The organism is Synechococcus sp. MIT S1220 (assembly GCF_047303025.1).
In the GTDB taxonomy this organism is placed as follows: Bacteria; Cyanobacteriota; Cyanobacteriia; order PCC-6307; family Cyanobiaceae; genus Parasynechococcus.
In genome coordinates, this window is sequence record NZ_CP138939.1 from 732,301 (window position 1) to 744,754 (window position 12,454).

Genomic DNA, 12,454 nt, shown 5'->3' on the forward strand with positions numbered 1-12,454 from the left:
TGGTCAGTCGTTGCGGTCCCGCCAACCGTTTTGGGCCAGGGCTTGCCAGGCACCGCGTGCCTTCAGGATGCGTTCCGCCAGCTCTCGAACCGCTCCCTGGCCACCGCGGCGTTGAAGAACAGCATCAGCACCCCTGCGCATTGGCTTGCAGGCGTCCGACGGGGCCAGGAGCAGTCCCACGACCGGGCGAACCGCCAGATCATTGAGATCGTCTCCGATAAAGGCGGTTTCCGCTGGCGTCACCGCCAGTGCTGTCTGCAGGCGTTCCAGGCAGGCGGGCTTGTCCTTGATGCCGATCAGGCAGTGAGAAATTCCAAGCTGACGGGCCCGAACCTCCGTCGCTCCCCCCTGTCCACCGCTGAGGAAGGCCAGTTGTAGTCCCTCTTGCTGCAGGAGTCGGATGCCAAGCCCATCTCGGACATCAAACCGTTTGAGCACGTGACCATTCGGATCGAACCAGAGCCCTCCATCGGTCAGAACGCCATCCACATCAAGCACCACCAGGCGGATCCGGGACAGACGTCGGTTCAGCGCCCACCAGCGCAGCGCGATCAGGGGAGTCATGCAAGGCCGGCCTGGATCAGATCATGGAGCCGCAGCAGGCCGAGCAGGCGTCGCTCACCATTCACCACCGGCAACACGGAAATTGGCTTGCGGCGGTTGCGCTCCATCTGCTCAAGTGCATGCACCACCAGCACGTTTGCCTCAACCGTGATCGGGTCGGCTGTCATCAGATCGGCAGCTTGGAGGGTGGTCCATTCCTCAGCGCTGTGATCCTGAAGGGCCCGGCGCAGATCGCCATCCGTGATGATCCCGGCCAGGGCCCCTGGACGATCGGGATGCTCCACCCATCCACTGCCGATGCCGTCGCGCGTCAGGCCCCCGATCACATCAGGCAGCGGTGTGTGCGGACGCAGCGGATGCAGCTTGGCAGCGGGCACCATCAGATCGGAAGCCGTGAGGGTGAGCTGCTTGCCGAGGGATCCTGCGGGGTGATTCAAGGCGAAGTCCGCCGGAGAGATCCCGCGTCGTTCCATCCAGACCGCGGCCAGTGCATCCCCGATCGCCATGGCCACCGCCGTGCTGGCGGTCGGCGCCAGGTTGAGGGGGCAGGCCTCACGGTCCACACCGGCTTCCAGCACCACGTCACTGCCTCGTGCGAGGGAGGACTCGGCTCGACCGACAATCGCGATTCTGGCCGTGCCGCGTCGCTTTAGGTGGGGCAGAACTTCAAGTAATTCGCCCGTTTCACCACTGTTGGAGAGCAGAAGGCAGACGTCCTCCGATGCCACGACACCCAAATCGCCATGGAGGGCATCCACAGGGTTGAGAAACAGGGCCATCAATCCGATGGACGAGAACGTGGCCGCAATTTTTCGGGCCACGATGCCGCTTTTGCCCACACCGGTGATCACGAGCTTGGCGCGTTGGTCGGCACAGCGCTCGAGCAGAGCCAGAGCCGCTTCCACCTCTGCAGCGGATAAGCGCTCCGCCGCCGAGGCGATCGCATTGGCTTCTTCCTGCAGACAGCGGGTCAGAGCGGACAAACGCTGGATCCGTGATGATCAGGTCATTGTCCTTCACGTCAGTCGATGACTCCCCTGGCATTGGATCTGCCGGGTGTGCCGTCCGCCCTGCTGGAGGACTTGCGGTTGGCTGCTCAGGATGCAGGTGTGAGTCGCTTGGCGCTGGTTGGCGGAGCAGTGCGTGATGCCCTGCTGCATCATCAGCATGGATATCCCTGGCTTGGGGTGCCTGATCTTGACCTGGTGGTGGAAGGCCATGCAGAGCATCTGGCCGCAGCGTTGCGCGAGCGTTGTGGACCCAAGCGCCTGAGCCGTTGCCTTGTCCATCCGGCCTTCGGCACTGTTGAGTTGTTCCTTGACGGGCAGCCACTGGATCTGGCGACGGCCCGGGCAGAGGTTTATCCGGCGCCGGGTCGGAATCCTGAGGTGACGCCGGGATCGCTGCAGGCGGACTTGAAACGTCGGGATTTCACGATCAACGCGATGGCGCTTGATCTCATCTCCGGTGAGCTGATCGATCCCTTTGGAGGCTGCGTCCATCTCGAGGCCCGGCAACTCGTTTTTTTGCACCAAAACAGCGTCAGCGACGATCCCACGCGTCTGATTCGCGCCGCTCGATACGGTGCCCGGCTTGGTTTTGGGTTGGATCCGTCCTCCCTGGAGCAGCTCAACAACACGATCGCTGCCTGGCCCTGGGCCTGGCGGTTCGGCGACCCCCCGGCACAAGCACCGCCTGCACTGGCGACGCGATGTCGGATGGAGCTGGATCGTCTCTTCGCCAACGAGCCATGGGAGCAGGCCCTCCATCGCCTTGAGCGTTGGGGCGCCCTTCCCCTGATTGACCCCGCGCTGCAGAGCGATCCGACCTGGCGTCGTCGCCTGCACTGGGCGGTGCGGCTGGGTCTGCCGTTACTCCCTGCTTGGCTTGCGGGGGTCTCCGATCCGCTGGCGACGGCGAGGCGTCTGCAGATTCCAGGGCAACATCAGCAGTGGCTTCAACAGTTGCTCGAGCTTCGCGTCTGGTTGCAGACCAGCGCTCCGTCTGATCAGGCGGCTCCATCGCGTTGGACCCTGGCGCTTGAATCCTTCGGTTGCCAGCCCGAGGTCGTGGCGCTGCTGATCTGCGACCGTCCTGCCCAATGGCGGTTTCTCCTGCGCTGGTGGGGCCGCTGGCGCCACTGCCTCTCGCCGATCACGGCCCGGCAGCTGCTCGCTGAGGGCTGGCAGCCTGGGCCCGACCTCGGGGCCGAACTGAAACGCAGGCGGCTGGCCGTCATCGATCAAGGTCGATGAGTCGGACAAGGTCGATGAGTCGGATCACCTGGATGGGAATGATCCTGGTGGCTGGCGTCGTCCTGGCCTTTGCCTTGCGCTCCCTGCTGCTGATCGACGCCACCGGTTTGTGGAGTGATGAGCTGTACAGCGTGGGCAAAAGTTTCCAGCCCAGCCCTCTGGCACTCCTCTCAATGCTGCGTGAGGACACCCACCCTCCGGCCTATTACGGGTTGTTGTGGGCCTGGGGACAGCTGATCGGGCAGAGCCCGATCAGCTTGCGACTGTTGTCCTGGCTGGCCTACGGCCTCGGTGGAGTGGTCATCCTGGTTCAGACCGCTGCGCTGGCAGTGGAGATGGGGGTGATGCGCCATCTGGCTGTTCCTGTCGCTGCCCTGCTGGTGTTCTGCAGCCCCTATCCGATTCGTTTCTCGCTGGAGGGGAAGAGCTACGCCCTGCTGGTTGTGTTGGTGGCGCTGGCCTGGTGCTGGCGCCGCGGCGGCCGTCTCCTGCCCTATGGCCTGTGTGTTGCGCTAGCGGCCCTGACCCATTTTTACGGGCTGTTTTTGTTCCTGTCCGCGGCCGTCTGGGATCTCTCCAGGCGGCGATGGAGTGCTGCGGTCACCGCGGCGCTTGCTGTGATCCCCGCGCTCTGTTGGATCGGTTATGCCGCTGCCTACCTGTTCAGTTCCCGATCAGGCAGCTGGATCGGCCCGCCGGATTTCGCCCTGTTGGAGGAAACGCTGGCCCGTTCGCTGGGGCTCTGGCCGCTGCCCAAGCTCACGCTATTGCTTTTAAGTTTCTGGGGGCTGCGCCGCTGGGGTGGCTTGCGGCGGCATGGCTCAGGGAACTGGCACGAGAGACGGCTGCTAGACGGCAGCGGATTGCTCCCATCGCTGCTGATGGTGCTGGCCGTGGTGCTGATTTCCTTCGTCAAACCACTCGCTTTTAGCCGTTATTTCGTTGTTCTTCTGCCGGCTCTTGTTCCGTGGTGCGCTGTTCAGATTGCCAGTTTCAGCTGGAGCGGCTCGGCGCGTTGGTTTGGATCCGCGCTCCTCGTCGTGATGTTGCTCAGCTGGTGGGGTGGGGGCTTCGCTGAACTTGATCCTTCGGGCAACGGTGTTCGGGAGCAGGATCAGTTCGCTGCAGTCAGTCGTCTCACGGGCGGTGAACGCGATCGCTTCACGCCCCGGCCTCGCCTGTTCAACCTCAGTGATCAGATGGAGCTGGCCATGGGTCGTATCCCAGACCAGCCGACTTCCTGGCAGGACACGGATGATCTGGAGAACCGTCTTCTTCAGCAGCCAGCCCTGAACCAGCTCTGGCTGGCCAGCAGTGGACCTCCGGCGCTGAATCAACGCCGTCTCGAGCCATCGCGCCGTTTGTTGGAACAGAACCGCTTCCAATGTGAACCGGTGTCGGAGCGCTTCACTCACGCGTTGGTGCTGCATTGCCGATCCAGTGCCACCCCTCGTCCCGACTGAGCGCTGCTGCGGCTTTTGGATCGCAGGCCACCAGAAGCGGCCCGCAGGTCTGGGGGTCGACCAGCAGCTCAAGCAATGCCGCATCGTGGGCGCCTTCCACCGTCACGATCGCCCCGTCGCTGTGTTCGGCTGGATCAAGCCACCGCCAGGCGAGGCGGTTTGCCGGCGCCAGACTGCTCGCTACGCCTTGATCGAAAAGGTTCAGGCTGCCGGAGTAGGCAGGAATCTGCTCTCCATTGAGCTGGATCTGAACGCAGGGTCGGTGCCCGAGCATTTCTCCGAGATGCCCCAGCAGGCCGAAACCGGTGATGTCCGTGCAGGCATGAATCGCCTCGCCCATGGCCAGCAAGGGCTCCAACCGCTCGTGCTGGCTGCGGCTCATCGTCGCCAGGACGCGGTCGAGATCGCTGGGGGACACCCTGCCGGCCATGGCTCCCGCAAACAGCACGCCCGTGCCCAGCGGACGACTCAGCAGCAGGGCATCTCCGCTTCTGATGCCTCGCTTCCGCCAGATCCGCCCCCCCGGATCCGCCGTTCCGCCATGAACACTCAGGGCGACCTGGATCCCGAGGCTGGCGGGCATCGGCGCTTCCGATCGCCCTTCCAGGGTGTGTCCGCCAAGGAGTTGGGCCCCTTGCGGAATGAGTGCTGAATGCAACCCGGCCAGTGTCTGGGCCAGCAAGTTCTGTTGCTGAGCTGAATCCACGGCAGGAAGGGTGATCACGGCCATGGCACTCGCCACATGCGCGCCACAGGCCCAGAGATCGGAGCAGGCATGCAGTGCCGTGAGTCGACCGTTGAGCCAGGCATCGCTGATCAGGGCCGGAAATCCATCGACGCTCTGCAGTTGGGTCGGCAGACCTGGCAGCACAGACGCATCTTCAGGATTGCTGGCCAGTTGCCCGAGCCCCACCTGCTGGAGTGCATCCTGCAGAGGAGCTGCGGCGAGTTTGGCGGCGCATCCGCGGCAGGCCATCGGCATGGTCATGGCCATGGGGGTTTGGCTCTTGAAGCCGGCCATGAACCGTCTGTCGATGGCTTGCTTCAGTTGCCAAAGCCATGGGGATGCTCCCAGTGTCCAGCGGCCGCGGCGGGCCCAAGCCTGCCGTGGTTGGAGGCTGGCATCACCGAGCAGTTGCAGTGCATGCTGTTGGGGACGCCAGGCTTGCAGCGGTTTCCCAAGGCAGGAGGCCTGAAGGTTTCGGGCCAAGGGGATGGCAGCCCGCACGGCCCAGACACCCGAGGGCGGCCTGGGTTGGTTGCGGACGACAGCGCAGTCCCCACTGGCGAACAGGCCTGGGTGGTCGCAGACCTGCAGGCAGGCATCGGTCTGCACGCGTCCGTCCTGGTCGACGGGCAATCCACTGACTTTCAACCAGTCGGGTGCCTGGCTCCCGGTGCAAAGCAGGGTTGGACCATCGGTGGCGCCAGCCGCTCTGAGCAGATCGATGTTGGCCCGTTTCAGGGCCCGTTGATGATGGGGTTCGATCTGGTCGGGACGCGCCTGCAAAAGCAGGTGGCGGTTCGGCCAGCGGCAGCGCAGGGCCAGCACCACTTCGATGCCGGCTGCACCAGCGCCGATCACCCGGAACGGTTGGTCGCTCTGGTCTTGTTCGCGCAGGAAATCGAGGGCTATTTCCAGGGGTTTGATCGGAATTCCAAGGGCCGTTGGCCGCGAGACCGCGCCTACGTTGAGGCTGAGCCGGCCGAAGCGAAGGGGTGGTCGGCCCTCAAGGTTCAGCAGCCGCTTGGCTGGATCGATTCCTTCGATCTCTGCTGCCACGAAGACCGCGCCGGCTCGATCGCACAGATCTCGCAGGTCGATCGCGACGTCATCGCGGTCGTAATCGCCCGCGATCAGGCCGGGAACCATTCCCGAATAGAATGCTGTGCCGTGGCGATTGATCAACACCACCTCGCCGCGAGGTCGATGCTGTGGATGAATGGCCCACCGCTTCAGCACAAGGGCGTGGCTGTGGCCTCCACCGGCCAGAAGCAAGGGACCCTCGTTGGTCATGGGGCGTTGCGATAGCCCATCGGATTGGCCTGCTGCCAGGCCCAGCCATCGGTGCACATCTCCTCAAGGCTGCGCTGGGCGCTCCATCCCAGCAACTGTTCCGCTTTGGCCGGGCAGGCCTCCAGCTTGGCCACATCACCAGGGCGACGGGCCACGATTTCATAGGGGATCGACAGCCCTGTGGCCTGTTCAAATCCGTGGATCACTTCCAGCACTGATCGGCCACAACCGGTGCCGATGTTCAAGGTGAGTTGGACGGGCGCTGGTCGCTCGAGCAGGTGAGCAAGGGTGGCGCTGTGGGCCTCCGCCAGATCCATGACATGGAGATAGTCGCGGATTCCCGTGCCATCCGGCGTTGCGTAGTCATTGCCGAAAATGTGTAGTCGTTCACGGCGGCCAGCGGCCACCTGCGTGATGAAGGGGAACAGATTGTTGGGGACGCCGAGGGGGTCTTCGCCGATCTGGCCACTGGGATGGGCTCCTACAGGATTGAAGTACCGCAGACTGGCGATCCGCCAGCCTGCGTTCCGGCTCAAAGCGTCCAGCATCTGTTCAACAGCCCGTTTGGTCTGGGCGTACGGGTGGATGGGATCGGTGAGGCTGTCCTCGCGTAAAGGGAATGTGATCGGAGCGCCGTAAACCGTCGCGGTGCTGCTGAAGACGAGTGTGCTGCAGCCATGCCGTTGCATCACTTCAGCGAGCACCCGGCTGCCGTTCACATTCACGTCCCAATAAAGAAGTGGATTGGCAACCGACTCCCCCACCGCCTTGAGGCCGGCGAAGTGGATCACCCCATCGAGTTCACCGCAAGAGCGGAAGGTCTGATCCAGCAGGTCGGCATCACGTACATCTCCCTCCACGACCTGGATCGTGTTCCGTTGAGCGAGCGATTGGACGCGTTGCAAGGCCAGCGGGCTGCTGTTGCTGAAGTTGTCAACGATCACCAGCTCATGGCCCTGTGCAAGCAATACCAGGCAGGTGTGACTGCCGATGAATCCGGCACCACCGGTGATCAAGAGGCGGCAGGTCATGGTCCTCGGTCCGGTCCATGAACGATTCTGGAGCAGGCGATGTGATCCCAGGTCAGGCCAGGAAATTGCAACTAGTGTTCGACCGTTGACGGACCTGCAGTGGAGAGTGGATCAGCACTGGCTGAGCTGAAACGGCTGATCGGATCTGATGGTCGTGCCCTTCTGAATCGCTACAACCTGCTCCGGCCCCTGGTCGAGCAGATGGTGACGACTGAGTCGATTGCCAGTACGCAAGTCAGTGATGAAGAACTTGATCAGGCGAAGCTCGGACTGCTTGAACGTCGCGGTTATGAAGAGCTTGAGCAATGGCCAGAGCTCCTCACCGAATTGGGACGGCCTGAAGCGATGGTTCTGGACCAGCTGAAGCGCGGCATTCAGCAGCGGTCAACGGCCCGTGAGCAATTTTCAGCCAAAGCCGAAGCACGCTTCCTCGAGCGCAAGAACGAACTCGATCAGGTTGTGTACAGCCTCCTGCGGCTGGAAAATCGTTTTCTCGCACGGGAGCTCTACCTCCAGATTGAATCCGGGGAGTCCAATTTCGCCGATCTGGCGAAACGCTACGCCGAAGGTCCGGAACGAAACACCAACGGCATCGTTGGTCCGGTGCCCTTGACCCAGGCCCACCCGGTGCTTGTTGAGAAGCTGCGGGTGTCCCAGCCAGGAGTGCTGCTGGAACCATTCCGGATCTCCGACTGGTGGTTGGTGGTGCGGTTGGAGCGCTACTCACCAGCCACCTTCACCGACGAGGTCTCCGACCGAATGTGCAAGGAGATGTTCGACGAGTGGATCGCCGAGCAGACAGCAACTAATTTGAGCCGGCTCAACGGCAACGTCGACGCCAAAGCTTCCCGATGACCATGTCTCCGACGTTTCCTCTCCTCAAGCACCCCGCCTTCCGAGAGCTCAGTGAAGCCGGGGCTGGTCGCCTCGAAAAGGGCACGCGGGTGCTGCGCTTTGAGTTGGGCCAGCAGCTCTCCGAGCCGGATGACATCCCAGCGCGGGTTCTGATCCTTCTCCAGGGACAGGCGCGACTGGTGGGTCGCCACAACGGACGCCTCACCACGGTGGGCAAGTTCGGCCCCGGCAGTGTGATCGGAGCCGCAAGCCTGATGGTCGGCAAGGCCTGCGAGAACGTTGTGGCGTCCCAGGAGGTTGTGGCCTGCGCCATTAGCGATGAGCTCTGGACTGATCTCTACGCGTCAGAACCATCCTTTGCGGCCTGGTGTGATCGTCAGCTCTGGCCGCAGGAGCTCCTGCAGCTTCTCGAGGTGCTGGCAGCTCAATCGCCAACCGCTGAAGACACAGCGCTTGAGCTGCTTGAGGCGGCGTTGAAGGAGGCCGAACGCTGCAGTGCGGATGAGGAGTCGCTCCAGAGCGCACTCAATGATGGCCAGTCGATTTACGTGTCCTCGAGCTGGGGAACTTGCACCGTCGGCCAGCCGGTTCTGTTGTTGTCGGATGTGGATCAGAGTCAGCGGTTCAGGCCGCGGCTTGTTGCCCTTCCTCCGCAGATCCAACAACGGCTTGAGGGTTCTCCGTCAAAGGATGCAGCTGATTCAAGTGGAGAGGCTGGTACCGAACCGGTCAGTGGCGAGCTGATCCCCTTCGAATCGTCGGAGGATGGCGAAACCCTCCCACCGGTCAGTCGCTACAGCCCTGAGCGCAATGTCGTCGACAGTCTCCGTTTGATTCGCGGGGATGGTCCTCTGCCGGAAACGCTGGCCTGCTTCCAGATGCTCGCTCAGCTGATGAAGCTGCCCTTCCGGCGTGATTCGATCGAGAAGGTTCTGCAGGACAACCTGCGCCGTGGACTGACACCCAATCTTCAGCTCTGCGGGCAGTTGGCAGCGAGTTTGGGATTGCACGTGATGGCGGCAAGGGTGCCATCAGAAGCAGGGACGCGTCTGCAGGTGCCGTCAATGGTGCCTTGGAAAAACGGCTTTGCCCTTGTGGTGGCCAGTCATGAGAAGGGTCTGACCCTTGCTTCGCCGAAGCACGGCATGGTGACCCTCGATCCGTCCGAGCTGGAGGACAACTTCCCTGAAGGCATCGAGCTCCTGCTGATGGAGCGCTCCAATGCCACACCCGATCAGAAATTCGGCCCGGGCTGGTTCTGGCCGGCTTTGAAGCGGTATCGGGGCGTGCTGATCCAGGTGCTCGCCGCCAGCTTCGTGGTGCAGCTCTTCACCCTGGCCAACCCGTTGCTGATTCAGGTGATCATCGACAAGGTGATCAGCCAGCGCAGTCTCGACACCCTTCAGGTTCTTGGCATCGCGTTGGTTGTGGTGACGATTCTTGAGGGTGTTCTGGGCAGCCTTAAGACCTTCCTCTTCGCTGAAACCACCAACCGGATCGATCAGCGGCTTGGTGCCGAGGTGATTGATCACCTCCTGCGCTTGCCGCTCGGTTACTTCGACAAACGCCCGGTTGGTGAACTCGGAACCCGGGTTGCGGAACTTGAGAAGATCCGAAACTTTCTGACAGGCCAGGCCCTCACCACGATTCTTGATGCTGCGTTCTCGCTGATTTATATCGCCGTCATGGTGGTTTACAGCTGGCTGTTGACTCTGATCGCCCTGTCGGTCCTGCCCATTCAGGTGGGCCTGACGCTTTTGGGTGCACCACTGTTCCGCCGCCAGTTCCGCTCAGCGGCAGAGGAGAACGCCAAAACCCAGAGCCACCTGGTTGAAGTGCTCACCGGTATACAGACCGTGAAAGCCCAGAACGTGGAAATGGTGAGCCGCTGGCGCTGGCAGGAGTTCTATTCCCAGTACATCGCCAGAACCTTTGAGAAAACGATCACCGGCACGGCCCTGAACCAGACCAGTCAGGTGCTGCAGAAAATCTCCCAGCTGATGGTGCTCTGGATCGGTGCATCGATGGTGCTGAGTGGTGATCTGACCCTTGGTCAGTTGATTGCATTCCGGATTATTTCCGGGTATGTGACACAACCGTTGCTTCGTCTTTCCACGATTTGGCAGAACATCCAGGAACTACGGGTCAGTTTTGAGCGTCTCGCCGATGTGATCGACACGCCGGAAGAGTCTGATGAAGTTGATAAGTCGAAGGTGATGTTGCCTCCCCTTCAGGGTCTGGTTCGCTTCGAAGATCTCTCGTTCCGATTCCGTCCTGGTCAGCCCGAAGTTTTGAAGGACATCAACCTCGAAGTTCCATCTGGAACATTCGTGGGCATCGTCGGCCAAAGCGGAAGCGGCAAGAGCACCTTGATGAAGTTATTGCCACGGCTGTATGACCCCGGTGAGGGTCGGATTGTGATCGATGGGTATGACATTGCCAAAGTTGAGTTGTATTCACTACGCCGTCAGATTGGTATTGTTCCCCAAGATCCTTTGTTATTTAGTGGCACAGTGAGTGAAAATATTGCTCTTACCAATCCTGAGTCATCGAGTGAAGAAATCGTCCGAGCTGCTCGACTGGCAAATGCCCATGACTTCATCATGGATCTTCCAAGTGGGTACAGCACATCTGTTGGTGAACGCGGGGCATCGCTGAGTGGTGGCCAGCGTCAGCGCGTCGCGATCGCTCGCACTTTGCTCAGCAACCCCAAGTTGTTGGTGATGGATGAGGCGACGAGCGCTTTGGACTACGAAACTGAACGGAAGGTATGCGACAACCTGCTCGATAACCTGAATGATCGAACCGTCTTCTTCATCACCCATCGCCTCTCGACGATTCGCAATGCAGACATGATTGTGATGTTGGACAAGGGTGCCATTGTTGAAGTGGGCACCCATGACGAATTGATGACACACCGGGGCCGTTATTACGCCCTTTATCGCCAGCAAGGGGACGCCTGATCATGAAATTGAATCTCAAAAATCCATTCAATCGTCAGCCTTCAACGCTCTCAGAGCAGTCGGATGTTCAGGATGTCAGCGGTGAAACTGTTTCAATCACCAAATACGACGAATCGGTGCTCCAGCAGGGTCGCTTCTGGATGCGTACCGTCACCTGGACCCTGATTGGCACCACGGTGTTTGGAGTCGGCTGGCTTGCTCTCGCCCGCACCGAGGAGATCGTTGTGGCAACGGGGAAACTCGAGCCGGTTGGCTCCGTTCAGGACATTCAAATGCCCATGGGGGGTGTGGTGGAAGAGATTCTGGTGACAGAGGGCGAAGAGGTTCAGGCTGGCCAGGTGTTGATCAAACTCGATACCGAAACCAGCAAGGAACAGAAGAATTCCTACGAAACACAGATCAAGGCACTTGATGAAACACTCAAGCTCAAAGAAAAGGAGTTGCTTCTTGAAGCTGAGGAGAAAAAACTGAAGCAAATTGAGCTTGAGCGCACCCTTGAGATGAGTGAAGAAGAGGAGTTGATGTTGAATAACAAGTTGGTGCTCGAAACTGAAATTCTCCGTCGTTATGAGATGTTGAGGCTTGCCGGAGCTGAGTCCGAATTGCAAACTCTCAGCCAGAAGAATCGGGTTGAGGAGACCCGTGGTCGGTTGATGCAGGTGAAGGTGGAACGGATGCGGCAAACCGCCGTTTTGAATCAAGGCATCCAGCAGCTGCAGCAGAACATGAATCAGTTGGAACAGTCGATCCAGCAATTGAAGGTTCAGCAGGCCGACCTGAAGGCCAAACTGACCGAGACGAATGTCACGCTGCGGTATCAGGAACTGAGGTCACCGGTGCGCGGATTGGTGTTTGACATGGAGCCAACCTCACCCGGGTTTACCGCCCAGGGCACCCAAACGGTGATGAAGGTCGTCCCCTACCGAGAGGGCAAGGGTGGGTTCGGTGCACTTGAAGCAAACGTTGAAGTTCCCAGCAACAAAATTGGTTTTGTCCGCCCCGGGATGGAATCCGATATCAGCATCGATTCCTACCCCTCCACTGATTTCGGTGTGCTTCAAGGGGAGGTGGTCAAGGTTGGCTCTGATGCATTGCCACCTAATCCACAGGAGCAGCGTCAGGAGCTTGCTTTTCCCGTGACGGTTGAATTGGCCAGCCAACAGTTGAAGTTAAAAAGTGGCAACCAATTGCGACTGGGTGTTGGCATGAGCCTCACCGCCAATATCAAGCTTCGCAAGGTGTCGTATTTGCAGTTGCTTCTTGGTGAATTCCAGGACAAAGCTGAGTCGTTGCAGAGGCTCTGATC

The 12,454-nt window shown here is 60.6% G+C and carries 9 protein-coding genes; 5 read left to right on the top strand and 4 right to left on the bottom strand.

The window, feature by feature from the left end:
- Nucleotides 1-3: 3 nt before the first annotated feature.
- Together SIB64_RS03555 and SIB64_RS03560 are read right to left on the bottom strand one after the other, a co-directional pair.
- The gene (locus SIB64_RS03555) at nucleotides 4-564 is read right to left on the bottom strand and encodes a KdsC family phosphatase (RefSeq protein ID WP_413441941.1); all 561 of its coding nucleotides are present in this window, start codon (nucleotides 562-564) and stop codon (nucleotides 4-6) included.
- Nucleotides 561-1,547 (bottom strand): KpsF/GutQ family sugar-phosphate isomerase, encoded by a 987-nt coding sequence (locus tag SIB64_RS03560; RefSeq protein ID WP_413441942.1) that lies wholly within the window; start codon nucleotides 1,545-1,547, stop codon nucleotides 561-563. The genes SIB64_RS03555 and SIB64_RS03560 overlap by 4 nt, the downstream gene beginning before the upstream one ends.
- 45 nt (nucleotides 1,548-1,592) lie before the next feature.
- Here SIB64_RS03560 and SIB64_RS03565 point away from each other — a divergent pair, with 45 nt between their 5' ends.
- Both SIB64_RS03565 and SIB64_RS03570 read left to right on the top strand, forming a co-directional pair.
- Nucleotides 1,593-2,819, top strand: coding sequence for a CCA tRNA nucleotidyltransferase (locus SIB64_RS03565; protein WP_413441943.1), 1,227 nt, complete (start codon nucleotides 1,593-1,595; stop codon nucleotides 2,817-2,819).
- 14 nt (nucleotides 2,820-2,833) lie between these two features.
- Complete coding sequence (locus SIB64_RS03570; protein WP_413441944.1) at nucleotides 2,834-4,282, top strand: hypothetical protein; 1,449 nt, start codon at nucleotides 2,834-2,836, stop codon at nucleotides 4,280-4,282.
- Here the strand turns inward: SIB64_RS03570 and selD are convergent.
- Together selD and galE are read right to left on the bottom strand one after the other, a co-directional pair.
- Nucleotides 4,227-6,299 (bottom strand): selenide, water dikinase SelD, encoded by a 2,073-nt coding sequence (selD, locus tag SIB64_RS03575; RefSeq protein WP_413442858.1) that lies wholly within the window; start codon nucleotides 6,297-6,299, stop codon nucleotides 4,227-4,229. The genes SIB64_RS03570 and selD overlap by 56 nt on opposite strands.
- On the bottom strand, nucleotides 6,296-7,330 hold the full coding sequence (gene galE, locus SIB64_RS03580) for a UDP-glucose 4-epimerase GalE (protein ID WP_413441945.1): 1,035 nt from the start codon (nucleotides 7,328-7,330) through the stop codon (nucleotides 6,296-6,298). The genes selD and galE overlap by 4 nt, the downstream gene beginning before the upstream one ends.
- Before the next feature lie 99 nt (nucleotides 7,331-7,429).
- On the opposite strand from galE, the gene SIB64_RS03585 reads away from it, so the two are divergent.
- From SIB64_RS03585 to SIB64_RS03595, 3 genes are read left to right on the top strand one after another with little or no spacing between them, the layout of a single operon-like run.
- A complete protein-coding gene (locus tag SIB64_RS03585; RefSeq protein WP_413441946.1) occupies nucleotides 7,430-8,185 on the top strand; it encodes a peptidylprolyl isomerase in 756 nt (251 codons plus the stop codon).
- Nucleotides 8,182-11,148 carry a type I secretion system permease/ATPase gene (locus tag SIB64_RS03590; protein WP_413441947.1) on the top strand — a complete coding sequence of 989 codons (2,967 nt, stop codon included), beginning with the start codon at nucleotides 8,182-8,184 and terminating at the stop codon, nucleotides 11,146-11,148. Before SIB64_RS03585 ends, SIB64_RS03590 begins: the two co-directional genes overlap by 4 nt.
- Before the next feature lie 2 nt (nucleotides 11,149-11,150).
- The gene (locus tag SIB64_RS03595) at nucleotides 11,151-12,452 is read left to right on the top strand and encodes an HlyD family secretion protein (protein ID WP_413441948.1); all 1,302 of its coding nucleotides are present in this window, start codon (nucleotides 11,151-11,153) and stop codon (nucleotides 12,450-12,452) included.
- The last annotated feature ends 2 nt before the right edge of the window (nucleotides 12,453-12,454 follow it).